Origin of the sequence: Pseudomonas sp. GLN_2, from assembly GCF_043106005.1 — a bacterium.
In the GTDB taxonomy this organism is placed as follows: domain Bacteria; phylum Pseudomonadota; class Gammaproteobacteria; order Pseudomonadales; family Pseudomonadaceae; genus Aquipseudomonas; species Aquipseudomonas alloputida.
On the sequence record NZ_JBICMC010000077.1, the window covers coordinates 75,575 to 98,907 of the forward strand.

General features: G+C 63.6%; 19 protein-coding genes and 1 riboswitch. Of the genes, 11 read left to right on the forward strand and 8 right to left on the reverse strand.

Annotated elements, in window-relative coordinates:
- Positions 1-40 precede the first annotated feature (40 nt).
- Positions 41-3,436 carry an Ig-like domain-containing protein gene (locus tag ACF8Q6_RS17270; protein ID WP_392499166.1) on the reverse strand — a complete coding sequence of 1,132 codons (3,396 nt, stop codon included), beginning with the start codon at positions 3,434-3,436 and terminating at the stop codon, positions 41-43.
- A gap of 241 nt (positions 3,437-3,677) precedes the next feature.
- Positions 3,678-3,792: riboswitch (TPP riboswitch) on the forward strand.
- A 78-nt stretch (positions 3,793-3,870) separates the two neighbouring features.
- Here ACF8Q6_RS17270 and ACF8Q6_RS17275 point away from each other — a divergent pair.
- The 5 genes from ACF8Q6_RS17275 (at position 3,871) to codA (ending at position 9,134) form a co-directional block, all read left to right on the forward strand.
- Positions 3,871-4,518, forward strand: a complete 648-nt coding sequence (locus ACF8Q6_RS17275) for a TenA family protein (protein ID WP_392491801.1) — start codon at positions 3,871-3,873, stop codon at positions 4,516-4,518.
- Complete coding sequence (gene tenA / locus ACF8Q6_RS17280; RefSeq protein WP_392491802.1) at positions 4,515-5,180, forward strand: thiaminase II; 666 nt, start codon at positions 4,515-4,517, stop codon at positions 5,178-5,180. Before ACF8Q6_RS17275 ends, tenA begins: the two co-directional genes overlap by 4 nt.
- Before the next feature lie 228 nt (positions 5,181-5,408).
- A complete protein-coding gene (gene codB / locus ACF8Q6_RS17285) occupies positions 5,409-6,674 on the forward strand; it encodes a cytosine permease (protein WP_392491803.1) in 1,266 nt (421 codons plus the stop codon).
- Positions 6,671-7,888, forward strand: a complete 1,218-nt coding sequence (locus tag ACF8Q6_RS17290; RefSeq protein WP_392491804.1) for a PucR family transcriptional regulator — start codon at positions 6,671-6,673, stop codon at positions 7,886-7,888. Before codB ends, ACF8Q6_RS17290 begins: the two co-directional genes overlap by 4 nt.
- Positions 7,889-7,892: 4 nt before the next feature.
- On the forward strand, positions 7,893-9,134 hold the full coding sequence (gene codA, locus ACF8Q6_RS17295) for a cytosine deaminase (RefSeq protein WP_014590988.1): 1,242 nt from the start codon (positions 7,893-7,895) through the stop codon (positions 9,132-9,134).
- Between the two features lie 13 nt (positions 9,135-9,147).
- On the opposite strand, the gene ACF8Q6_RS17300 is transcribed toward codA, so the two are convergent.
- The 7 genes from ACF8Q6_RS17300 to ACF8Q6_RS17330 all read right to left on the reverse strand — a co-directional run bounded on the left by ACF8Q6_RS17300 (position 9,148) and on the right by ACF8Q6_RS17330 (position 16,242).
- Entirely contained in the window at positions 9,148-10,095 is a 948-nt protein-coding gene (locus ACF8Q6_RS17300) for an ornithine cyclodeaminase family protein (RefSeq protein ID WP_392491806.1), read from the reverse strand.
- Entirely contained in the window at positions 10,092-11,081 is a 990-nt protein-coding gene (locus tag ACF8Q6_RS17305; protein WP_274083513.1) for a threonine/serine dehydratase, read from the reverse strand. Before ACF8Q6_RS17305 ends, ACF8Q6_RS17300 begins: the two co-directional genes overlap by 4 nt.
- Positions 11,082-11,174: 93 nt before the next feature.
- Positions 11,175-11,780 (reverse strand): transcriptional regulator, encoded by a 606-nt coding sequence (locus tag ACF8Q6_RS17310; RefSeq protein ID WP_392491807.1) that lies wholly within the window; start codon positions 11,778-11,780, stop codon positions 11,175-11,177.
- A gap of 226 nt (positions 11,781-12,006) precedes the next feature.
- The gene (locus tag ACF8Q6_RS17315) at positions 12,007-12,450 is read right to left on the reverse strand and encodes a heme-binding protein (protein WP_392461302.1); all 444 of its coding nucleotides are present in this window, start codon (positions 12,448-12,450) and stop codon (positions 12,007-12,009) included.
- 2 nt (positions 12,451-12,452) lie between these two features.
- Entirely contained in the window at positions 12,453-13,796 is a 1,344-nt protein-coding gene (locus ACF8Q6_RS17320; RefSeq protein ID WP_392491808.1) for an amidohydrolase family protein, read from the reverse strand.
- Positions 13,797-13,968: 172 nt separating this feature from the next.
- A complete protein-coding gene (locus tag ACF8Q6_RS17325) occupies positions 13,969-15,126 on the reverse strand; it encodes an alpha/beta hydrolase family protein (RefSeq protein WP_392491809.1) in 1,158 nt (385 codons plus the stop codon).
- 177 nt (positions 15,127-15,303) lie between these two features.
- On the reverse strand, positions 15,304-16,242 hold the full coding sequence (locus ACF8Q6_RS17330) for a LysR family transcriptional regulator (protein WP_104887622.1): 939 nt from the start codon (positions 16,240-16,242) through the stop codon (positions 15,304-15,306).
- 276 nt (positions 16,243-16,518) lie between these two features.
- Here ACF8Q6_RS17330 and ACF8Q6_RS17335 point away from each other — a divergent pair, with 276 nt between their 5' ends.
- The 6 genes from ACF8Q6_RS17335 (at position 16,519) to ACF8Q6_RS17360 (ending at position 23,330) form a co-directional block, all read left to right on the forward strand.
- Entirely contained in the window at positions 16,519-17,460 is a 942-nt protein-coding gene (locus tag ACF8Q6_RS17335; RefSeq protein ID WP_010954082.1) for a VOC family protein, read from the forward strand.
- 3 nt (positions 17,461-17,463) lie between these two features.
- Positions 17,464-17,811 (forward strand): Rieske 2Fe-2S domain-containing protein, encoded by a 348-nt coding sequence (locus ACF8Q6_RS17340; protein ID WP_128573762.1) that lies wholly within the window; start codon positions 17,464-17,466, stop codon positions 17,809-17,811.
- 139 nt (positions 17,812-17,950) lie between these two features.
- Complete coding sequence (locus tag ACF8Q6_RS17345) at positions 17,951-19,075, forward strand: FAD-dependent oxidoreductase (protein ID WP_392491810.1); 1,125 nt, start codon at positions 17,951-17,953, stop codon at positions 19,073-19,075.
- Between the two features lie 86 nt (positions 19,076-19,161).
- Positions 19,162-20,832 (forward strand): DUF1302 domain-containing protein, encoded by a 1,671-nt coding sequence (locus tag ACF8Q6_RS17350; RefSeq protein ID WP_392491812.1) that lies wholly within the window; start codon positions 19,162-19,164, stop codon positions 20,830-20,832.
- Positions 20,833-20,846: 14 nt separating this feature from the next.
- On the forward strand, positions 20,847-22,214 hold the full coding sequence (locus ACF8Q6_RS17355; RefSeq protein ID WP_239607661.1) for a DUF1329 domain-containing protein: 1,368 nt from the start codon (positions 20,847-20,849) through the stop codon (positions 22,212-22,214).
- Positions 22,215-22,268: 54 nt separating this feature from the next.
- Positions 22,269-23,330, forward strand: a complete 1,062-nt coding sequence (locus ACF8Q6_RS17360) for a WD40/YVTN/BNR-like repeat-containing protein (RefSeq protein ID WP_392491813.1) — start codon at positions 22,269-22,271, stop codon at positions 23,328-23,330.
- Positions 23,331-23,333: the final 3 nt, after the last annotated feature.

Below are 23,333 nucleotides of genomic sequence, written 5' to 3' on the forward strand. Positions count from 1 at the left end.
GGTTGGCTGATGGGGGCCGCATGGCGGCCCCGCTTTGCACTCACTTGTAGGTGACTGGCGCTGTTACCGTCTGGCCCAGCGTCGATTTCACCGTGACCGTCGCTGGCGTGGCCGGGCCAAAGCCGGTGGTGGTCACCGCTACCCGCCAACGGGCCCCCGTAGTCGTGGCAGTCAGCGTCGCGTTCCCCAGGCTTACCGGACCACCGGTGGTTGCTGCAGTCACGCTGATGCTGTTGCCCGTGGCGACCGTGGTAGTCCCCTGCACATCCCAGGTGAAACGGTTGCCGCTGCGCAGTTGCACCGTGGCACTGGTGACCTTGAGCTCGTCGGCCGCCGCTGCTGCGGTTACGGCGATGCTGACCGTGGCCGGGGTCACCGACTCGGCCCCCTTGGTATCACGCGCCGTGTAATTGAAGCTGGCCGTGAACGGCGTGGCGACCGTAGCGGGTGGGTTGTACGTCACGGTGGTGCCGTCTGTGCTGACGGCTCCCTGGCCGGAGTCTGGCTGGCTGAGGCCTGTGACCGTGAGCGGTACGTTGCCGTCCGGGTCGCTGTCGTTGGCCAGCACGTTCAGGGTGATCGCCTTGCCTGCAGTCGTTGCGGCACTGTCGTTGGCCGCGACAGGTGGTTTGTTGGCCGGGTCGTCATTGTCGTCATCGGTTTTGGTGCGGAACGTTGGCAGGCCTACCGAGGCCATGTAACGCACGCCATCCCATCCTGGCAGCGGGGTGGGCATCACCTGGAACTGCCCCGGGTGTTCAAGGTCCCAGCGCAGCAGCATCGAAGAGTCCTCGTGCTGGGTGTTGTGGCAGTGCTCCATGTAGGTGCCGGCGAACTCGCGGAAGCGGATGGCCATTTCCACCTCTTCGGACGAATCAGGTTCCGACCCGATACGGTACACATCCTTGCGCGCCCATTTTTCCCATTCTGGCGGGGCCTTGCCGTCGCGGCTAAGAATCACGCCTTCCTCGAAGTGCACGTGTACCGGGTGGCTCCAGCCATTGCCGCCGTTGACGATCTTCCACACTTCCAGGGTGCCGTCGCCGCTAAAACCACCGTCGGTGGATTGGTTGGCCAATTGCGGCGCGGCACTGATGCGGCGCGGGTCCATGCTGTAGCCAAAGCCGCCGTCGGTCTTGATGGTCCACGGGGTGGTGTCCGTACCGTCAGAGCGGCCAAAGATGAACTCGCGGTGGCGGGCATCCTTGAGTTTGGCCTGGTCGGCTGCGGCGTCGCGGTCAATGGGCAGGGGCAGCATTTTCAGGCCAGCAGCCTTGCCTGGCTTGGCCGGCTCGTAGGCTACCGGGTCCATGCTCAGGTCCTGGCCGGTGTACGGTTGCACCCACAGTTGCAGAAACTTGCCGACAGCCGGGTCGCCGTTGTCCCACTGCGGGCCTTTGCTGGTCTGCTTGATTACCGCCTTGTATTTTTCCGACAGCACGTCGGCCAACGGGATAGCTTGATTCGGACCTTTGCCGGAGTCGTGCTCCATCAGGTTGACGAAGTACAGCTTGTCGCCGGCCTTGATGCCGTTCTTGGCGAAGTTGATGATGATGTCGTAGCGCTCGGCAATGGCCTGCAACGGCAAGACGCCGTTGTTGTCTTGCAGGTTGCCGTCACCATTGAGGTCCATCGTGCCGTCGAATGGCACCGCGTGTTCCATGATGTTGCCGTCGTTGGCAATCATGTGGAACGGCACCCGCACATACGACAGGTTGGAGCCGGACGGGCCTTTGAACTCACCACTGGTACCGGCAATTTCCCGCACCACGGCGAACTTGAAGTAGCGCGACACCGAGCCGTTGAGGAGACGGAAGCGGTAACTGCGCGCACGCACCTTGAGCCTGGGCTTGTACTGCCAGTTGACCAGAATCTGGTCGGCAAGGAAGCCGTCCGTGTTGAACGGGTTGAACCACAGCTGGCCATTGGCATCCCAGGCTTTGTCGGCAATCACCAGGTTGACGTCATAGTCACGGTTACCCCAAGGCATGGCTGACCCGCTTGGGAAGCGCAGGTTGACACCGTCCTGCAGGGTCTCGTTGCCGCGGTCCAGGGCGCTGTAGTAGTTCATCATCACGGCATTGCCCTTGTAGACGTTCTGCGCCGTGAAATCCATCATGTGGTCGTGGAACCAGTGGGTACTCATGGTTTCGCGCCAGTCGCCACGAATCTTGATACTGCCGTTCTCGCAGGTTTTCAGGCCCGGTGAACCATCGTTGACGAACAAGGTTTCACCCGGCGAGCAGGGGAACGCTGCACGCGGGTCCTGGGCACGGGTGTTGATGGTGTCGTAGCCGGCCAGCTGCACCGGCCAGCGGTAGTCGTAGTACTGGCCGGGGAAGAAGTACGCGTTGGCAAAGCCGTCGCTTTCGGCCGGCGAGTGGCCGTTGTGCTCGTGGGTCGAAATGGTATGCAGGCCGAAGCCACCGTTGGCCGACGGGTCAATCGGCAGGGCGTTGTAATGGCGCATCAGAATTGGCTGACCGTAGCGCACCATCAGCAGCTTGGGCGGGAAAGTGCCGTCGAAGGTCCAGAGCGATTTGTGGTTTTGCAGCGGCATGCTCGGGTGGAAGCGTGTGTCGATGCCCTTGGTGGTGCCCAGCGTGGTCGGAATGTCGGAGGTCTGGTAGTACAGGCCTCCCGGGGCAAATTCGCCGACGGCATAGTTGTGCAGTTGCTTGCGGTCGCGCAGACCGAGGTTGATGCGCGCACCGGCCTGGGCGGTCTTGAACGCTGCCTGCGGGTAGAACTCGTTCCAGCGCTGGTGCGACCAGCCTTTCCCTGGTGGCCGGCCTTCAGCGGGCGATCCGACCGGCTGGCGGTTGAGGAACATCTCGATCTGCGCCTTCCATGGATTGCGGTCCAGCACGTTGGCGTACTGGGTCGGGAACGGGTACAGGCCGGGCTGTTTGAGGAACGCTTCCAGAGCGCTGCCACTGGGCCCGCTGCGTGCCACCACGTTGGGGTCTTGCGCGGGGGCCGCGCCGAGGGTCGGTACCGGGAAGGTCAGATCGGGCGCCGGCGTGGTCGGGTCGAGCTTCTCTGCCCCGAATTCTTCGAACAGCAACAGTTGCTGGGTGAAAGGTTGTGCACCGAACAACGGGCTGGGTTTGCCGTTGGTAGGGTACTTGTCCGATGTTTGCAGGGCCGGCGGCAGCACGTTGTCGGTGCCTACCGTGTTGCGGTCGCCATACGCGCCATCGGTCAGCTCCAGCGAGCCTTCGTTGGCCTCCGGCATGGTGTTCAGCTCAAGCAAGGCAGCGGTCGGGTCGTCGGGCTGGTCGGTGTAGGCCGACGGGTCGGTCGGCGGTGGCATGCTGTTGTCGTCGAGGGGGGCTGCCATGGCCGTGATCAACCCGAGGCTGATCATCAGCGCCGTGACGGAGGCCAGATGGAACATGCGTCTGGACGCGTGACTCGCAGCAGGTGTTTTCATTGGCTTAAGCCTCTTTTGCGGCCTTAGGGCCTTAAGCCATCAATGGCGTTTTGCCCGTTAAATGGCCATCAGCAACAGCTATGCCAACAGATATTTCAGTAATGCTCTGACATACATAACCTTGCAGCGACTGGCGTGCACTCAAAGATGGCGCGTCAAGAATGGGGACAGATACCCATTAGCGGGTCACCATTGCCCACAGTTTGGGGCGTGACAGCCGCGGCGCCCTCGGGTATACCTGAGCGCTACCAAGGGGAGCCCGGCAATGGGCTGAGAAACCGCTGAACGCTGCAGCGCGGTGACCCTTCGAACCTGATCCGGATCATGCCGGCGAAGGGATGGGGCTTGTAACCTGCCTTTTTGCCGGCCTCACTGCGAGGCCAGTCCATGCCAACTTTCAAGGTCTCGCTGTCACCCTCATCAAGGACAGCAACATGACCGAACGTTTCAGCCAGTCCCTGCGCCGCCAGAGCGAGCCGACCTGGTCGGCGGCCGTTGGCCACCGTTTCGTGACCCGATTGTGCGACGGCAGCCTGCCGGACCCGATCATGGTCGACTACCTGGTCCAGGACCACCGTTTCCTCGACAGCTTCGTGACCCTGCTAGGCGCGGCCATCGCCACCGCTGACACGTTTGAAGCCCGCCTGCGCTTCGGCCGCTTTGCCGGGATGATCTGCAGTGACGAGAACACCTACTTCCTGCGTGCCTTCGAGGCCTTGGGTGTCAGCCCGGCGCAACGCAGTGAACCGGCCGATACCGCGCCTACCGCAGGTTTCAAGGCGATCATGCGCGAAGCGGCAGCCACCCGTTCCTACGCAGCAGCACTGGCGGTGCTGAACGTTGCCGAAGGCCTGTATCTGGACTGGGCGCTCAAGGCGCCGAAACCGATGCCGGACAACTTCGTCCATGCCGAGTGGATTACCCTGCATGACAACCCGGCATTCCAGGCATTCGTCGCTTTCCTGCAGGCCGAACTGGACCGCGTCGGCCCGCAGGAGGCCGCAATGGCAAGTGACTTCTACCAGCGCACCGTGGCGCTGGAGCTGGCTTTCTTCGATGCCGTGTACCCGGAGGGCAAATGAGCATGGATATCTTCGAGCGCCTCAAGGCCGCTGCCTCGCCACAATGGAACCGCTACGTAGACCATGACTTCGTGCGTCAGATGGGCGAGGGCACGCTAAGCGAGGAAGCGTTCCGGACCTACCTTGTGCAGGATTACCTGTTCCTGATCCAGTTCGCCCGCGCCTGGGCGTTGGCCGCTTACAAAAGCCGCCGTCCGGCCGACATTCGCGCGGCGCAGGCCGGGCTGGCGGCGATCCTGGATGAAACCGAGCTGCACTTGCGCCTGTGCGCGCGCTGGGGCTTGACCCAGGCAGACATCGAGGCCGCGCCAGAGCATCAGGCCACGGTGGCATACACCCGTTATGTGCTGGACTGCGGCGCAGCCGGCGACCTGCTGGAGCTGCACGTGGCACTGGCACCTTGCGTGATCGGCTATGCCGAAATCGGCCGGACCCTGGCCGAGCGTATTGGCGACTTGAGTAATCACCCCTACCGCGAGTGGATTGGCGAGTATGCCGGGGAGGGCTACCAAGGGGTGGCCGCAGCAGCGCGCAAGCACCTGGATGAACTGGCGGCGCGCAGCATGACCGAGCAGCGGTTCGCCGAACTGGCAGGGATTTTTGGCCAGGCCTCCAGCCTGGAGGCTGATTTCTGGCAGATGGGGTTGGACGGGGCCGTGTAAACCGCCGCGGGCTGGGTGATTACTACCCAGCCCAGGCCCGCTTTGGTGCATGAGCGCCTCAAAATAAGTCGTCACGCACACTCCAGATCGTCAAATCGCAGCTTTAATGTGCACAGTGCATAGGGAATTCTGGGCGAGCAGCCCGATTTCTTCCGGGTGGCGGCGCAGGAAAAAGCGGCCCGCATATTGCTCTTTCCGCTCCCAACTACTCACCCGGAGCCCCGTGCAATGAGCTCACCCAGCGAATTTCCCCTCAGCGAAGCCCCCCAGTCCGCCCGCAAGGGCCTGCTGCCGATCGCGATGGTCTTGTTCAGCTTCACCTTCTTTACCGGCACGATGTTCGCCGGCGGCAAGCTGGGCATGGCATTCAGTTTTGTCGACATGCTGTGGGTGGCTACCCTCGGCAACAGTTTGCTTGCCTTGTATGCCGCAGTGCTGGCCTTCATCGCCTCACGCAGCGGGCTGAATACCGTGTTGATGGGACGCTTCTGTTTCGGTGAAGCGGGGAGCCGGCTCTCGGACTTTCTGTTGGGTTTTGCCGAACTGGGCTGGTATGCCTGGGGTACGGCCACGGTGGCCATCGTGCTGGTCAAGCTCCTGGGGCTGGCGGATGGCTTCGGCATGCCGTTGATGGTGCTGTTCGGGCTGGGTTTCAGCATTACGGCCATCATCGGGTTCAAGGGGCTGGACCTGTTGTCGCGGGTGTCGGTGCCATTGATGTTCGTGCTGCTGTTGGTGTCGATGTACATCGCCACCCGCGATGCCGGTGGCTTTGCCGGCCTGGCTGCAGTCGTCCCGCATGAAACCATGACCTTTTCGGCGGCAGTGACCATGGTCTTCGGCACCTTCGCCAGTGGCGCCACCCAAGCCACCAACTGGACACGGCTGGCACGCAGTGGCCGGGTAGCGGTGATCGCCAGCGGGGTGGCATTCCTCCTTGGCAACGGCCTGATGGTGGTGGCCGGGGCGTGGTGCGCGATGGTTTACCAGCAGGCCGATATCGTCGACGTGATGATGCTGCAGGGCCTGTCGTTCGCGGCCGTGGTGATGCTGTGCCTGAACCTGTGGACCATTCAGGGTCCGACCATCTACAACGTGTCGGCCGCCGCCTGCCACTTGTTGCGCAGCGAGCGCCGGCGCACGGCAACGCTGGTGGCGGCCGGGGTTGGCATTGTGCTGGCGATGGGTGGCATGTACGAAATGCTGATCCCGTTCCTGGTGCTGCTGGGGTCGATCATTCCGCCGGTGGGTGGGGTGATCATGGCTGATTTCTGGTACCGCCACCGCGGCAAATACCCGGCACTGGGTACGGCAAACCTGCCACGCTACAACCTCACCGGGCTGTTTGCCTATGCCGTGGGCGCAGTACTGGCCTATGCCTCACCGTGGGTCGCGCCGCTGGTGGGCATCGCCGCCTCGGCAGTGTGCTACATCGTCATTCTAGAGCTGGGCGCACGCCGCCGGGCGCCCGGCCAGGCGGGCGTCGAGCCATGAGCCTGGCGCTGGACGAGCTCCTGCATTTGCCCGGTCTGCACGAAATGCAGGTGCGGGCCGGCGCGCGCAACCTGCAGCGGCGGGTACGCTGGCCTTACGTGGCGGAGAACGAGGGTATCGCCGAATGGGTGATGGGCGGTGAACTGGTATTCGTCACCGGCATCAATCACCCGCGCGGCGAAGCCAACCTGCTGAGCCTGGTGGAGGATGGCGACGCCGTGGGCATTGCCGGCATGGTGATTCTCACCGGCGGCAGTTTTATCCAGAGCATCCCGGCGCCCGTTATCGCGCGCGCCGAGCAACTGGGCTTGCCGCTGATCGAACAGCCCTACGCGCTGAAGATGGTGGTGGTCACCCACCTGATCGGCACTGCACTGGTACAGATGAGCCAGGCGCGCCGCTCGCGTAACGACATCCTTGGGCAACTGCTCACAGGCGACTACCCGAGCCTGGCGATTGCCCGGCAGCGGGCAGCACACCTGCAACTGGCCCTGGATAAACCGCGACGCCTGCTGGCGTTGCGCCTGACGGGCGTGGACGCCTTGTTCGAGCGCCAAGGGCTGGCCCACGGCGAGCGTACCTGGCAAGCCACCCGGCAGGCCCTGGAAGACCAGCTCGAAGCCTGGTGCCGTCAGCGGCCCGGCAGTGTGACGGCGCAGTTGCCGGGCGACCTGTTCGTGGTGCTGCTGGCCGATACACAGGACTTACCCGAGACGTTGGGCGCACTGTACCGGCAGTTGCAAGCCGCGACTGATGAACTGAGCCTTTACATGGGCCTGTCGAGCCTCGCTGACGATTGCGCGCACTATCGCCAGGCCCTCAACGAGGCACGCCAGGCGCTGGATGTGGCGCAGCACCTGCGCCCGGCCAACGGCTATTGCAACTTCAGCGAGCTCGGCGTATTGCGCCTGCTGCAAGGTATTGTCGACCGCTCGCTGGTTGACGATTTCGTCAGCCGCACCCTCGGCCCGCTGATCGCCCCTGGGCGCAAACACGCCCATGCTTTGGTGCATACCCTCGACGCCTTGCTCATGGAAAATGGCAACGGGCTCAAGGCCGCACAGCGTCTGGGGCTGCACCGCAACACGATCAATCAGCGCATCCAGCGCATCGAACAACTGAGCGGGCAGTCGCTGGACGACCCGCTTTTTCGCATGAATGCTTCGGTCGCCATGCTGGTATGGCGCATGAGCGAAGCCTACGGCAAGGAGTAACAGCATGAACATCATCAACGCACGCCTGCGCGGCAAGCCTGGCCTGTTCCGCGTCGAACTGAACGGCGAGCGCATTGCCGCCATCGTGCCCCAGACCGACGTCGTGGCGCCCGCTACGGTCAATGACCTGGACGCCGGGCAAAACCTGGTGGTCGCGCCCTTTGTCGAGCCGCACATTCATCTTGATGCCACGCTGACCGCGGGTGAGCCGAAGTGGAACATGAGCGGCACGTTGTTCGAAGGCATTGAGCGCTGGTCGGAGCGCAAGGAGATCACCACCCACGACGACATCAAGACCCGTGCGAAAAAAACCATCGGCATGCTGGTGGACCACGGTATCCAGCATGTGCGCACCCATGTCGATGTGACCGACCCCAAACTCACCGCGCTCAAGGCCATGGTCGAGGTACGTGACGAAGTGCGTGAGCTGATCGACCTGCAGATTGTCGCCTTCCCGCAGGAGGGCATCGAGTCGTACGCCAACGGCCGGGCGCTGATGACTGAAGCCGTGGCGATTGGCGCTGACGTCGTCGGCGGCATTCCGCATTTCGAAAATACCCGCGACCAGGGTGTATCGTCGGTGAAGTTTCTGATGGACCTGGCCGAGCGTACCGGCTGCCTGGTGGACGTGCACTGCGACGAGACCGACGACCCGCAATCACGTTTCCTCGAAGTGTTGGCCGAAGAAGCGCGGGTACGCGGCATGGGGGCCCGGGTCACGGCCAGCCACACTGTGGCCATGGGCTCGTATGACAATGCGTATTGCTACAAGCTGTTCCGCCTGCTCAAGCTGTCGGGCATCAACTTCGTGTCGTGCCCGACCGAGAGCATTCACCTGCAAGGGCGCTTCGACAACTACCCGAAACGTCGTGGCGTGACCCGCGTGGCCGAGATCGACCGCGCCGGCATGAACGTGTGCTTCGGCCAGGACTCCATCGTCGACCCGTGGTACCCACTGGGCAATGGCAATATCCTGCGCATTCTCGAAGCCGGCCTGCACATCTGTCACATGCTCGGCTATGAAGACCTGCAGCGCTGCCTGGACCTGATTACCGACAACAGCGCCCGCACCCTGAACCTGGGCGAGCGCTATGGCATCGAGGTGGGTCGGCCGGCGAACCTGTTGCTGCTGTCGGCGCCGGATGATTATGAGATGGTGCGCAGCCAGGGGCACGCGTTGGTGTCGGTACGCAATGGCAAGGTGCTGATGCAGCGTACGCCAGCGCAGGTGCAACGTTTGCGCTGACGCTGTTGTCGCCTCAGGTGCACAGGGCGGCCAGGGCGTGGCTTGCGACTTGTGCATCCTGCACTGCCACACCGGTCAGGTCCGCCAAGGTAATCTGGCTGTCGTGCTCACGCCCCTTGGCACGGCCAGCCAGCAGTGTACCGAGCTCGATCAGCTGGTTAGCGTCGATCTGGCCACTGCCGAGGGCATGGGCCACTTCGCCGTACTGGCTGCACTGCGCGATGGCGTCGACGATGATACGGTCTGCCCTGGCCACCAGTGCCGGGTCCAGTTCCTGCTTGCCGGGCGCATCGGCACCGACGGCGGTGATATGCGTACCCGGCTGGACCCAATCACTGTGCAACAGCGCCTGGCGAGAAGGCGTGGTGCAGACGATCAGGTTTGCAGTGCCCGCAACCTCGGCAGCATCCTGCGTGCTGTGCACCCCGAAGCCCAGTTCGCGGGCAAATGCGGTATAGGCCGCAAGCCCGCGTTCATGCCGGCCCCAGACAATGACCTGGCGGCAATCGGTCACCGCGCGAAGCTGCTCAAGCTGCATCTGCGCCTGCATGCCGGTGCCGAGGATGCCAATGGCCTTGACCTGGGCCGGCGCCAGCAGCCGGGCGGCGATACGCCCGGCCAACGCGGTGCGCATGGCAGTCAGCCAGCCTTGGTCCTGCAGCAGTGCCAGCGGCTGACCGGTGTGTGCAGACAACACAAGCATCAGGCCGTCATTGCTCGGCAGGCCCTTGGACGGGTTGTCGTAGAAGCCTGTCGAAAGCTTGACGGTGAAGGTCGGGCTGCCTTCGATGTAGGCCGACTTCACGCAACAGTCACCGTTCGCGCCCTTGAATGCGAAGCCCTGCACGGGCGGTACCTGCACCTTGCCTTCGGAGTAGGCGATGAAGCCTTCCTCCAGTTGGCTGACCGCGAGCTCCGGGTTGAAATGGGCGACGATCTGCGCCTTGCTGAAGACCCTCATTGAACGGCCTCGAGGAACTTTTCCAGCAGGATGTTACGGCCACACAGGATCACCGCGACACGCTTGCCCTGATAGCGTTCGGCGAGCTTCTGCATGCCGGCGACCGCAACCGCTGCAGCGCCTTCGATGATCCAGCGCTCACTGCTGGCGATATCGCGCATGGCGCAGCGGATTTCGTCCTCGCTGACCAGCACGGTATCGGTGAGCAGCGCCTGGCAAAGCGGGAAGGTGATGGAGCCTGGCTCGACGCCGCCAGCCGTGCCGTCCGACAGCGTTTCGCAGGCATCCAATTCGATGATTTCACCAGCCTTGAGTGATTGCTGCAGCGTTGGGTCATTTGCCGGCCAGCAGCCGATGATCTCAGTGCCCGGCTTGAGGACGCGCAGGGCGGCGCCGATACCGGAAATCATCCCGCCACCGCCCACGGCAACGAACACCGCGTCCAGGTCTGGCGCCTGCTCGAACAACTCCATGCCTATGGTGCCCTGGCCGGCAATGACTTGCAGGTCGTTGTAGGGGGACACGAAGGGTACGCCGTGGGCCTTGGCTTGCCTGGCGGCTTCCAGCTCTGCACTCAGCGGGTCGGTGGGCAGGCAGACCACTTCGGCGCCCAGCGCGCGCATTGCCTCTGTTTTGTATGCCGATGCGCCGGTGGTGGTGTAGACCTTCACGGGCACGCCAGCCATCTTGCCGGCCAGGGCCAGTGCCTGCCCATGGTTACCGGAAGAGGCAGCTATCACCCCCTGCTTGCGCGCCTCGGCCGGCAGCAGGCGCATCTTGTTGCTGGCACCGCGAAACTTGAACGAACCGGTGTGCTGCAGGTGTTCGCATTTGAGCAGCACTTCACAGCCGGTCAGCGCCGACAAACGAGGGCTGTGCAAGAGCGGGGTAATGCTGACAGCCGGGCGGAGCGCCGCATGGGCGTCCTGAATGTTTTGGTGCAATGTATCAAGGAACTGGGCATCAACGGACGGGGTGGCTGGCATGACGGGTCCTTGCAGGCATATGGATAATTTGTCCACAATAGAATTATATTCCACCAATAGCAAGAGCGTATGCCTACAGCCAGGCAATACCGCCTAGGCCCTGACTTCCTTCAGGTATTTGTACACGGTGGCCCGCCCCATGCTGAGGACGTTGGCAACGTAATCGGCGCCGCTGCGCCCCTCGAATGCACCCTCGGCGTGTAAGGCCAGTACGAGGTTGCGCTTGTCTTTCATCTTCAAGGTCTGCAGCGACAGGTTATGCGCTTGCAGCCAGGCTTGCAGGAAGGTGTTGATGCGCTCCTGCCAATCGTTGCGGAACAACGCATCCGGTTGCGGCTCCAGCCGACTCATCTGGAAGAACGCATCCAATGCCACACGCGCCTGTTCCAGCACCGACACGTTCAGATTGATGCACATCAGATACTCGGCTTCGCCTTGCGGATTGTGCAGCACAGTGCTGATCGAGCGGACCTTCTGACCGTTCCAGTTGAGCTTCTCGTAGGGACCAAGGTTGGTCCCCTTCAAAAGGTCACCCAGTTCTGAACCGAGTGCCGAATCATCGCCGAGCTTGCGATGTGAGAAATTATTGGCGATATGAACGATTGTCTGGCCGCGTATGTCATGAATGACGACTTCCGCGTGGGGGTACAGCAGCAGGGCAATGCTTTCAGCGATTGCCTGGTAGTTTTCCAGTGTCATGCATTAGCCAATGGTCTGTTGAAGAATGCCTATGGTGGCCCTGGAGAATACTGGGCACAAGACGGATCTTTGCCGAGTCGGGATCATGTCCTGGCTGCGCGCCGTTCGCCTCGGCCATTACTGCGTCAGCAGCATCCCAGGTCCTCCAGTGGCATCCGCAGCAGCGGAGCGACCTCCCCTTGGCCTGGCTCCGCCAATTGCTGGTGGAACAGGCCAAGGCGTTGGCTCAGGGCTGAAGATCGCCGCTGTCGCCGATCAGCCCGAGCGCTTCGATGGCCAGCAGCGCGCACCGCTCATCGTTGTCCGAGGTATCGCCACTGACGCCAATGGCGCCCAGTAGGCGGCCTTCTGCATCGCGCAGAAGAACGCCGCCGGCGACCGGGATCACCTCGCCACCGGTGAGGCTGTTGATGGCATCGAAGAACGCCGGCATGGTCTGGGCGCGGCGCGCCAGTTCGCGGCCGCCGAAGCCCAGGCCCAGGCAGCCCCGGGCCTTGCCGGTGGCGATCTGCGGGCGCAGGTAGCTGGCCTGTTCATCGCGCAGCACCGCCAACGGGTGGCCGGCGCTGTCGAGCACCGCTGCGGCCATAGGCTTCAGGTTCAAAGTGCGTGCCTGGTGCAGGGTCGCGACGGCCAGTTGCACTGCCAGTTCGAAGTTGAGCGTTGTCATGCTCACAGCCTCCATTTGCCGAGTTCGGACACGCGGTCGCGGGTGTAGAGGTCGGTCCATTTCAGCGAATTGAAGTCCGACACCTGCTTGGGGTTGTAGGCGGTGCGTTGCAGCCGTACCGGCTCGCCGGCCTTGTACACCGCCTGCAGGCGATCGCGGTCTTGAAGGATGCGGATGTCGTCCAGGGGCGAACCGTCGAGCACCAGCAGGTCGGCCTGTTTGCCCGGTTCCAGAGTGCCGAGCGTCTCGCCGCGCGGCATCAAGCGTGCGCCGACATGGGTTGCGGCGAATAACGCTTCGGCCGGGGTGAAGTCCAGGTGCCGTACCAGCAGCTCCAGTTCGCGAGCGTGCCATTCGCCATAGGGTGTCACAGCAAAGCCGCTGTCGCTGCCGCAGGCGAAGGGTACGCCGGCGGCCTTGGCGCGCTTGAGTACCGGCGCACCGAGCTCGAGGGTCCGGGCGCAGTAGGCGGCGTAGCCGGTGCTGATCGCGGGGTCATGGGGCTGGCAGAAGTCCACGGTGTTCTGCGGGAAGGTCATGGTCGGAGCGAGCACGCTGCCAGCCTCGAGCAGCGCTTCGATGCAGGCGTCATCCATGTAGAAGGCGTGGAACACCAGGTCGACGCCGGCCTTGGCCGCGTACATCACCGCTTCTCGGTCATAGGCGTGGGTAGCCACCCGGCAGCCGAGGCGATGAGCTTCGTAGACCATCTCACGGGTCTCGTCGGCGGTGAAAGCGGCGATGATTTCGCCGTTGGGGCGACGGTGAGTGCCGTCCATGGCGATCTTGATCAGGTCCACGCCGTCCTTGGCCTGCTTGCGGATCTGGGCAATGGCATCGTCACGGCTGGTGACCAGCGCGGCGGTGAAGTACTCAGGGGCGCCGACGCGGCTGGGGAACCAGTCGTTCAGGCTCTGTCGATTGGTGATCACTCGGCTGCTTGCAGCGATACGCGGGCCTTCGAACAGTCCGGCGTTGACCGAATTGCGCACGGCAATGCTGAGTTGGCCACTGTCGCCAGGGCAGACCATGGACGTCACGCCGGCAGCCAGAACGTGCTGGGCGAAGAACAGCCCCCGCAGGGCGCGAAACTCGTCGCTGGTCCAGATGTCGATGTCTTCCTCGCTCTGGGCATTGCCAAACGCCAGGTGGGTGTGCACGTCCACCAGCCCGGGCATGACGAACTGGCCGTGGGCTTCACGGTCGCCGGGTTGCGGACGGGGTGCATCGGCGGATGGCCCGACATGGCGGATCACGCCGCCTTCGATGATCAATGTCTGTCGTTGGCGGATGTGCAGGCCAGTGCCGTCGAACAGGGTGGAGCAGTGCAGGTGCAGGGCACTCATGGGTGAGCTCTCTCATCTTGGCGGTGGTGCAAGGCTAGACTGTGGCGACTGCCCGGCACCAACAGATGCTATTGATGGCCAGGTATGGATGGCATCGATACCTGGCGCTCTCTGGCGCAGAAACGAGAACTGCGCCAATTGGCGCCGTCGAAGCCAGGGCCGGCAGCGCCGATCAGGCCGTGTGGCCGCCAAGGGTTTCGGCGATCCAGTCGGCGATGTAGTGCCCGGCATTGATGCTGTTGTCGAAGCTCGAGTGCTGCACGCCGCCTTCACGGTCAGTGAAAATCTTCAGTTCGCGTTTCGGGCTGTTGACCAGTTGCTCGTAGGTGCGGTGTGCCCATTTGAGCGGGATCTGCGAGTCTTTCTCGCCGTGGGTGACCAGGAACGGTACGTGGATACGGTCGAGTACACCGTCGAGGTGTACGTTTTCGGCGATGCGCATGAAGTCGTCCAGGTCCTTCGCCCCCCAGACCCATTGCACGTGCGCCCAATAGTGTGGCACCGGGAAGTTGCCTTCCTTCTCCAGGCGACGCTTCTGCACGTCGCGCCAGTCGTGGTTGGCGCCCCACACCACGCCGCAAGCAAAGCGCGGTTCGAACGCCACTGCGCGCGGACAGTAGTAGCCGCCCAGGGAAACGCCTTCCAGGCCGATGCGCTTGGCATCGACATCAGCACGGGTTTCCAGCCAGTCCACTATGCGGCTGGCCCAGTGTTCGCTGTCATGGCGTGCCGTCATGCCGTGGAGGCGAAGCGCTTCGCCGGTGCCGGGCTGGTCGACAATCAACGAAGACACGCCTCGCCTGGCCAGCCAAGCAGGCAGGCCAACGCGGTATTTCATTTCCTTGGTCGAATCCAGCCCGTTGACTTGCACCAGCAGCGGTGCCGGGCCACTCACGCCTTCTGCGCGCACCAGCAGTCCCGAGAGGTGCTTGCCCTCATACGGGATCTCTACGCGCTCACAGTTCTCCTTGGCCAAATCGATGCCGCGGGCGAAGGTGTCGAGGAAGCGCTGATACAAGGCTGCACGACCCGGCGCACCGTGGGCCTGCAAGCGTTCGCAGGTGAGGTAGTAGGTGGCCGCGCGGTTGTATTTTTCGCCGGCGGACAAGCGTCGGCCGGCGGTGTCGTCTTCTTCGGCCAAGCCGCACAGCTTGTCGGCCATGGTCGACCATATTTCCCGGAAGGCCTGGGTGCCGGCGGCGTCGGGCTGTTTGGCGGCCTCCTGCAGCGGTGCACACATTTCCTCGATTTCACCCATGCGGGCACCCATTTCGATGGCCAGATCCACCGAGAGGTTCCAGACGTAATTGGTGGGGAAGTAACGGAACATTCTTGTTGTCCTTCTGCGGTCGTGGAGTCCGGCGCCCACTTGAGCGACAGGCAGGGCGCGGTTTGAAGGCAAGGTACGCAGGCAGGGCAGGGTGGGGCCAATCGTGATCAGGGATGCGAGGTATCGCGAAACGCGATGCCCCAGCACCGTCGCGGTGTCTGGGGCGATGGCCGCCGCTCAGGCGGTGGCGCGCAGAGCATCTGGCTGCGTGCTGGCGCACTGGATGACATCGCTGATGCGCTCGCGCAGCCATCTGTGCATGGGGTCGCCGTCCATGCTGCGGTGCCACAGCATGAATTCACGCATAACCGGGATCTTCACTGGCGGTGGCAACAGGCGCAACGGCAGGTAGCCGGCATAGAGTTCGGCCAGTCGGCGGTGCATGGTGGCGATCCGCACGGTACCCACCAACAACTGGGGCAGGGTGTTGAAGTCATTGGTGATGACTTCCAGCCGCCGATTGAAACCGTACTGGTTCATGAACCAGTCCTCGATGCTCAAGTGGCGGTTGCGGCCAAAGCCCACCGAGATGTGGCCCATCTGCATGTACTGCTCAAGTGTCAGATGCTCGCCCACCTCGGGGTTGTCGCGCCACACCACGCAGACATGATCTTCCTCGAACAGCAACTGCGCCGGATGGCCCTCGATGAGGTAGCGCTCGGGCACGATCATCATGTCGACCTCACCTCGCATCAGCAATTCGGCGCTACTGTCGCCTGGGCCGATCATCTCGAAGGTGATGTGCGGCGCCTCCTGATGGATTTTCTGGATGACCTGAGCGAATACCACACTGATCAGGTAGTCCGAGGTCACCAGGCGGAAGTGTCGCTTGCTGGCGGCCGGATCGAACACCGGCTTGGCCGTTATCGAGGCGCGAATGGTCAGTAGCACCTCGCGTACCGGTTTGGCCAGTTCCAGAGCATAGGGGGTTGGCTGCATCTTGCGGCCGACCTGCACCAGCAACTCATCCTCGAAAAACGTTCGCAAACGCCCCAGCACCCCACTGGTGGCCGATTGAGTCATGTGCAGGCGCTCGGCGGCGCGTGTGATGTTTTGCTCCTCGAGCAGGATGTCCAGGGCAACCAGCAGGTTCAAGTCCAGGTGGTGAAAGCGCATGGTGATAGCTCTCGGTTCTTGTAGTTATTTTCGCGATACCTTCCCGCTGCATTGCCGCTACGTCAAGACCTGCAAGCCACGATACCGAGCCAACGCCACAGCACATGGGCTGTGGCCCAGGTATCGCGATTGCCGATGCCTCGCATTATGACTCGCGATTGGTCACGCCACCCCGCCACCGAGCAACCTGCACGCCAGTCGTACGGCCGACGTGCCGACGCGACCCATTACCGGTGACCTGCCTCGCCGAATAACAATTTCAATGGAGTGGTAGCCATGAATATTCTTGGTCTCGACGCGCTGGTGTTTGGCGTCGACGATATCCAGGCCTGTGCCGATTGCCTGCGTGACTATGGCCTCGATGCCGTTCAGCTGGACGGCGACGGTGGCCGTTTCGAGGCGCTGGACGGCACCTCGATCATTATCCGCCGCGGCGACGACCCTGGCTTGCCGCCGGCGCTCGGGCCGACCCCATCGCTGCGCGAGACCGTTTACGGCGTCGCTTCGAGCACCGATCTAGCGGCCATCGCCGACGAACTGGGCCGTGATCGCGAAGTACGGCGCGACGCCAGCGGCGCGTTGCACACCTTCGACGACCTGGGCTTTGCCATTGCCTTCCAGGTGACCTGCCGTCGCCCCTTCGACGCGCCGGCCGACCTTACCAACGCCCCCGGTAGCGCACCGCAGCGCCCGATCAACCAGCTGGGCATTGCCCCGGACATGCCGGCGTTGCCGCGCACCTTGTCCCACGTGGTGTACTTCGTACCCGATGCGGCCAAGGGTGAAGCGTTCTACCGCGATCGCCTGGGCTTCGTCACCACTGACAGCTTCATCGGCGTCGGCCCGTTCATGCGCACCGCCGCCATGGACGATCACCACTGCCTGTTCATGATCCAGACCCCACCGCACATGCAGGGTTGCGAGCACTTCACCTTTCATATGGGCAGCGGCACCGAGGTCCTGCTGGCCGGAACGCGTTTCCAGCAGCAGGGCTGGACCAGCTTCTGGGGCCCTGGCCGACACCTGCTGGGTTCCAACTGGTTCTGGTACTTCAACAGCCCGCTGGGCTGCCACATCGAATACGACGCCGACATGGACAAGCACGATGACGCATGGGCGGCGCGTCAGGCGCCGATGTCGGCCGACAACTCGCAGCTGTTCCTGTTCGCCTCGCGGGAGAAATGGGCACCCAGCGGCCCACCTGCGAAGCAGGGTTGAAACATGGCGTGGGTGGAGCTGTGCAGGCTCGATGAGCTGGGCGAGGGGCACGCGCGCGGTTTCGACCCACAGGGCAGGGGCGCGGACAGCCTGTTCGCCCTGCGGTACCTGGGCCAGGTACGCGTCTACCGCAACCTGTGCCCGCATTTGATGGTGCCCCTGGAGTACCGCAAGAACCGCTTTTTGAGCGCCGATGGCCAATGGATCGTCTGCTACGCCCACGGTGCGCGCTTCATGCCCGAAGACGGCACTTGCGTTCACGGCCCCTGCCGAGGCGAAGCCTTGGAGGCACTCGATCACAAGGAAGCGGACGGCTGGCTGCTATTGCCGCTGGAGCAGCTCGATCGCTGACCTATCGCGCCGCGCGATAGGTCGCATCCCGCGACGCGATTGGTCATGGACCGGCGCAGGCGGGAAGCTGTGCATAGGCACAGGAAACGGCCGCCCCGCATGGCGGGGCGCACAACAAGAACAAAACGTGAGACATGCCATGGATACTGTGAACAACGTGTTGATCGTGGGCGGCGGAATCGGCGGGCTGTGTGCCGCCATCGCCTTACGCCGCAAGGGCGTCGCCGTCGATCTGGTCGAGCTGAAAACCGAGTGGACCGTCTACGGCGTCGGCATCATTCAACAGAGCAATGTGGTGCGCGAGATGCACCGGCTGGGCCTGCTCGAAGCCTACCTTGATGCGGCCTACGCCTTCGAGGACGTGGCCATCTATACCACCGAAGGGCAGCAACTGGCGCGCATCCCTGGCCAGCGTCTGGCCGGTCCGCAGTATCCGGCCAATGTGGGTATCTCGCGCCGCGCCCTGCACAAGGTGTTGAGCGAGACTGCCATCGAACTGGGCACCCAGGTGCGCCTGGGCACCTCGGTGGAAAGCTTCGAGCAAGACGACAGCGCAGTGGACGTGCTGTTCACCGATGGGAGCCAGGGGCGCTACGGTCTCATGGTCGGCGCCGACGGGTTGTTCTCGAAAGTCCGCAGCCTGCTGTTCGGTGATCGTTATCAGCCGCGTTTCACCGGGCAGTCGGTGTGGCGCTACAACTTCCCGCGTGCGGCAGGTATCGATCACCTTGCCAACTACCAAGGGCCCTCTGGCAACGCGGGTCTGGTGCCGCTGGCCGATGACCTGATGTACCTCTTCACCACTTCCCACGAGCCGGGCAACCCCTGGATGGAACCGGCTGCTTTGGCTGATGGCCTTCGCCAGCGACTGGCCGGTTTCGGCGGGCTGATCGGCGAATTGCGTGAGCAGATCGTCGACAACGCCGGGGTCGTTTACAAGCCGCTTGAAGCGGTGTTTGTCGACGAACCCTGGTACTGCGGTCGAGTGCTGCTGATCGGGGATGCCGCCCACGCCACCACGCCACACCTGGGGCAGGGCGCAGGCATGGCCATTGAGGACGCCGTGGTGCTCGCCGAGGAGCTCACCGCGGGTGGCAGCCTGGACGCGCAATTGCAGCGTTTCATGGACCGGCGTTTCGAGCGATGCAAGTTCATCAGCGAAATGTCCCTGCTGGCAGGTGTGAAGGAGATCCAGCGCGATCCTTCCTTCGACCGCATCGGCCTGGTCAAGCGCATGCTGGAGGTCACTGCGCAGCCGATCTGACTCCCCGTACCCGGCACGCCCTGCCTTGTCGGCGCGCCGGCCCTATGCCAACACCGACGCACAATAAAAAGAAAGAGGAAACCCCGATGTTGACTCGCAAAGGTGCATTCACACGGCCGTTACCGGCGCTCAAGCCCCTCAGCCTGGCGCTTGTCGCGCTGGCCGCAAGCCAGGCGCAGGCCTTCGAATTCGATACCGGCAACCCCGACCTGCGGGTGCGCTGGGACAATACCCTGAAATACAGCGCCGCCTGGCGTACACAGGACGCGAGCAGCAAGCTCACCGAAGGGCAGACCGCGCTGAACCTGGACGACGGTGACCGCAACTTCGACAAGGGCCTGATCTCCAACCGCCTCGACCTGCTATCGGAACTGGACATCACTTACAACAACGTCGGCGCACGGGTCAGCGGCGCGGCCTGGTACGACGATGTCTACAACCAAGGGACTGACAACAACGACCCTGGCCGTGCCAACAGTTATTCGGTCGACTACGACGCGTTCACCGACGACACGCGCAAGCTGCATGGACGCAAGGGCGAGCTGCTCGACGCCTTTATCTTCGGCAAGACCGAGATCGGCGACATGCCGCTGTCCGGCCGTTTGGGTCAATACGCCCTGCAGTGGGGCGAGAGCCTGTTCTTTGGCATGAACGGCATTGCTGGCGGCATGGCTCCGGTGGACGTGGTCAAGGGGCTGTCGGTACCCAACACGCAGTTCAAGGAACTGATCCGTCCGGTACAGCAGATTTCCGGACAACTCCAACTGACGCCGGATGTGTCGGTGGGGGCCTACTACCAGTTCGAGTGGGAGGCCAACCGCCTGCCGGCAGCGGGTAGCTATTTCTCCACAGACGACTTCTTCGGTGATGGCGCCGAGCGCATGTTCGTCGGCGCGCCGGTGTTCCCCGGTGGCCAACCTCTGGCGTTCTTCAACGGCAACGACAAGCAAGCCAAGGACTCAGGGCAGGGCGGCGTGCAGGTGCGCTGGCGCACCGAGACTGTCGACTGGGGCCTGTACGCCATCCGCTTCCACGACAAGTCGCCGCAACTCAACGTACGCCCGGACTTCGCCAACCTCGACCCGGTCAGCGGCAAGGCCGGCGAGTTCTACTGGGTGTATCCCGAGGGTATCGAGGCGTTCGGTGCGAGCTTCTCCACCACCGTTGGCAACTTCAACCTCGCCGGTGAGTTGTCAACCCGCTGGAACCAGCCGTTGGCCTCGACCAACCAGCATGCGTTGGCCGTGGGCGAGGCGATCGACAATGACGATAACCCGGTTTACGCCACCGGCCGCACGCTGCACGCCAACGTCTCCTGGCTTGCCAGCCTGGAGCCGAACTTCATCGCTGCCGAGTCGAGCTTCCTCGGCGAAATCGCCTGGAACCGGGTGATGAGCGTGAGCAAGAACGCCGATGCCGTTGACCCTAACGCCGACCGTGACGCCACCAGCCTGCGCCTGGTGTTCGAACCGATGTACCGGCAGATCTTACCGGGTCTCGACCTGTCGGTGCCGATCGGCGCGAGCTACACCAACGGCGCGTCCATGGCGCTGGGCACCGGTTTTGGTACCGATCATGGCGGTGACCTGAACATCGGCCTGAAAGGCAACTACCTCAACACCTGGAGTTTGGGTCTGACCTACACGCACTACTACGGCCCGGAGAACACCTTCCTCGACGCCGATAACCACTACACCTTCGAACAGTCGCTCAAAGACCGCGACTTCATCGCCTTCACTGTCAGCCGCACCTTCTGACCGAGGACCACCCGATGAAACACAATAATAAAGTCGTTTCCCTGCTCACTGCCCTGAGTGCCTCGCTGCTATTGGCCCACGGCGCCGTTGCCGCAGTGCCCGCCGAGCAGGCGGCCATGCTCAAGACCAGCCTGACCCCGCTCGGTGGCGAGCGGGCCGGCAATGCCGATGGCAGCATTCCTGCCTGGACCGGTGGCTACATCCAGGCCGACCCGGCCTATAAGGAAGGCGGCAAGCGTGGCGATCCGTTCGCCAGCGACAAGCGGCTGTTGAGCATCACCGCGCAGAACATGGCGCAGTATGCCGACAAGCTGACGCCGGGCATCCAGGCGATGCTGAAGAAGTACCCGGACAGCTATCGTCTCGACGTCTACCCGACGCGCCGCAGCGCTGCCGCTCCGCAGTCGGTGTACGACGCCACCCTCGCCAACGCCACCAGTGGCAAGCTGGTGGACGGACCCGCCGGCCCCATGCCCGAAGGCGCATCCGGCGGCATCCCGTTCCCGATCCCGGCCAATGGCGTGGAAGCCATGTGGAACCACCTGCTGCGTTGGCGGGGTGCGTCCTGGCACGCCAGCTTCAATCAGTACCTGACCACCGCCGACGGCAAGCACGTGCTCACCAATGACTCGCGGGCCGATTTGCAGATGCCCTGGTACCTGCCCGGTGGCAGTGGCGACAAGGGTGTGTTCTGGTCCATCCGCATGACCAACGACGGCCCGCCCCTGCGTGCCGGGGAGGCCATTACCGGCCTTGAGAACCTCAACGCCGACAAAGCTGCGGTCTGGACCTACCTGCCTGGTCAGCGCCGTGTGCGTCGCCTGCCCAACGCCTGCTGCGACACGCCGACCCCGGCCACCGCCGGCGTCATGAGCTTCGATGAGCTGTACGTGTTCAACGGTCGTCTCGACCGCTTCGACTGGAAGCTGGTGGGCAAGAAGGAGATGTACATCCCCTACAACGCCAACAAGGTGTTCACCGCCAGCAACGCCGAGGCGCTGCTGGCCCCCCATCACCTGAACCCCGACGCCATCCGCTGGGAGCTGCACCGTGTGTGGGTGGTGGAGGCGACGCTGAAGAATGGCCAGCGCCATGTGATGCCGCGTAGCACCTACTACCTCGACGAAGACACCTGGGCTGCCGTGCTGGGCGAGCGCTATGACGCCCGCAACCAGTTGGCCAAGGTGGTCTGGACCTCGCCGGTGGTGCTGCCTGACCTGCCGGGCGTGGTGACCTTGACCAACGGCTTCTACGACCTGCTCTCCGGTGCCTGGTTCGCCGGTGACCTGTTCGCAGGCAAGAACGAACAGTACCGCATCGTACCGCCCTACAAGGACTCGGTGTTCACCGCCGACGCCATGGCCGGCGAGGGTGTGCGCTGAGCAGGCGCGCTGCGCAGGTGCTGTACCGACTCTAAGAACAAAAGGTTGCGTGCGATGAACAAGATGCTCTACGGCTGGCTGCTGGCAGCCTGTTGCGGGCTGCCGCCGGCGTTCGCCGGTGACAGCGTGGATGTGCTCGCGCAGCCCGCGCTGCACGGCCCCCAGGCCCTGCGTGCGGTGTTGCAGGATGTGGCCCGGGCCGATGCACGCCTGGTCGCGGTGGGTGAACGTGGCGTGGTACTGCTGTCCGATGACAATGGTGCCACCTGGCGCCAGGCCACTGCCGTGCCGGTGAGTGTCAGCCTGACCGCCGTCCAGTTCATCGACGCCCGCAACGGCTGGGCCGTCGGCCATGCCGGCGTGGTCTTGCACAGCCAGGACGGTGGTGAGCACTGGAGCGTGCAGCTCGACGGCAAGCGCGCCGCCGCCCTGCAGGTGCAGGCAGCCGAGGCTGCCGCAGACGAGCGTCGCCTGGCGGCGGCGCAACGGCTGCTGGCCGACGGCGCGGACAAGCCGTTGTTGGCCCTGAATTTCACCGATGCCCGCAACGGCCTGGTCGTGGGTGCCTACGGGGTGGCCATGCGCACCGCCGACGGCGGGCGCAGCTGGCAGTCGGAGATCGGCCGACTGCCGAACGGGCGTGGACTGCACCTGTATGCCCTGGCGCGCCAAGGCAACCAGGTGTACATCGCCGGCGAGCAGGGCCTGCTGCTTCGCTCGCGTGATGGCGGTGCGCATTTCGAGGCGCTGCACGGGCCCTACGATGGCAGCTACTTCGCCGCCACCGTGTTGCCCGATGGCCGTCTGCTGCTCGGCGGCCTGCGCGGTTCGCTGTTTGCCTCTGACGACGGTGGCGACAGTTTCCAGGCGCTAGCCAACCCGATTCCGGCATCGATCAACGGCCTGCGTGTCGCCGGTGGCCAGTTGTTGCTCGCCAACCAGGCAGGGATGCTCCTGCGCAGCGGCCTCGGCGCCTTTGCCGCCCAGCCCGTGGCGGTCTCCGATGGCCTGCCACTGACCGCCGCTACCACCGCCGCCGATGGCTCCATCGTCGCCGTCGGCATGGCCGGTGCGCGCCGCCTGGAACCTTCCTCTCTTTCCACCACGACGGACTGAACC

What these genes read in the sequence shown, in the direction of transcription:
- ACF8Q6_RS17305 (WP_274083513.1), bottom strand. Translation starts at nt 11,081, where the DNA reads ATGCCAGCCACCCCGTCCGTTGATGCCCAGTTCCTTGATACATTGCAC.
- ACF8Q6_RS17355 (WP_239607661.1), top strand. Translation starts at nt 20,847, where the DNA reads ATGAAACACAATAATAAAGTCGTTTCCCTGCTCACTGCCCTGAGTGCC.
- codB (WP_392491803.1), top strand. Translation starts at nt 5,409, where the DNA reads ATGAGCTCACCCAGCGAATTTCCCCTCAGCGAAGCCCCCCAGTCCGCC.
- ACF8Q6_RS17345 (WP_392491810.1), top strand. Translation starts at nt 17,951, where the DNA reads ATGGATACTGTGAACAACGTGTTGATCGTGGGCGGCGGAATCGGCGGG.
- ACF8Q6_RS17330 (WP_104887622.1), bottom strand. Translation starts at nt 16,242, where the DNA reads ATGCGCTTTCACCACCTGGACTTGAACCTGCTGGTTGCCCTGGACATC.
- ACF8Q6_RS17320 (WP_392491808.1), bottom strand. Translation starts at nt 13,796, where the DNA reads ATGAGTGCCCTGCACCTGCACTGCTCCACCCTGTTCGACGGCACTGGC.
- ACF8Q6_RS17310 (WP_392491807.1), bottom strand. Translation starts at nt 11,780, where the DNA reads ATGACACTGGAAAACTACCAGGCAATCGCTGAAAGCATTGCCCTGCTG.
- ACF8Q6_RS17340 (WP_128573762.1), top strand. Translation starts at nt 17,464, where the DNA reads ATGGCGTGGGTGGAGCTGTGCAGGCTCGATGAGCTGGGCGAGGGGCAC.
- ACF8Q6_RS17275 (WP_392491801.1), top strand. Translation starts at nt 3,871, where the DNA reads ATGACCGAACGTTTCAGCCAGTCCCTGCGCCGCCAGAGCGAGCCGACC.
- codA (WP_014590988.1), top strand. Translation starts at nt 7,893, where the DNA reads ATGAACATCATCAACGCACGCCTGCGCGGCAAGCCTGGCCTGTTCCGC.
- ACF8Q6_RS17350 (WP_392491812.1), top strand. Translation starts at nt 19,162, where the DNA reads ATGTTGACTCGCAAAGGTGCATTCACACGGCCGTTACCGGCGCTCAAG.
- tenA (WP_392491802.1), top strand. Translation starts at nt 4,515, where the DNA reads ATGAGCATGGATATCTTCGAGCGCCTCAAGGCCGCTGCCTCGCCACAA.
- ACF8Q6_RS17335 (WP_010954082.1), top strand. Translation starts at nt 16,519, where the DNA reads ATGAATATTCTTGGTCTCGACGCGCTGGTGTTTGGCGTCGACGATATC.
- ACF8Q6_RS17315 (WP_392461302.1), bottom strand. Translation starts at nt 12,450, where the DNA reads ATGACAACGCTCAACTTCGAACTGGCAGTGCAACTGGCCGTCGCGACC.
- ACF8Q6_RS17290 (WP_392491804.1), top strand. Translation starts at nt 6,671, where the DNA reads ATGAGCCTGGCGCTGGACGAGCTCCTGCATTTGCCCGGTCTGCACGAA.
- ACF8Q6_RS17325 (WP_392491809.1), bottom strand. Translation starts at nt 15,126, where the DNA reads ATGTTCCGTTACTTCCCCACCAATTACGTCTGGAACCTCTCGGTGGAT.
- ACF8Q6_RS17360 (WP_392491813.1), top strand. Translation starts at nt 22,269, where the DNA reads ATGAACAAGATGCTCTACGGCTGGCTGCTGGCAGCCTGTTGCGGGCTG.
- ACF8Q6_RS17270 (WP_392499166.1), bottom strand. Translation starts at nt 3,436, where the DNA reads ATGAAAACACCTGCTGCGAGTCACGCGTCCAGACGCATGTTCCATCTG.
- ACF8Q6_RS17300 (WP_392491806.1), bottom strand. Translation starts at nt 10,095, where the DNA reads ATGAGGGTCTTCAGCAAGGCGCAGATCGTCGCCCATTTCAACCCGGAG.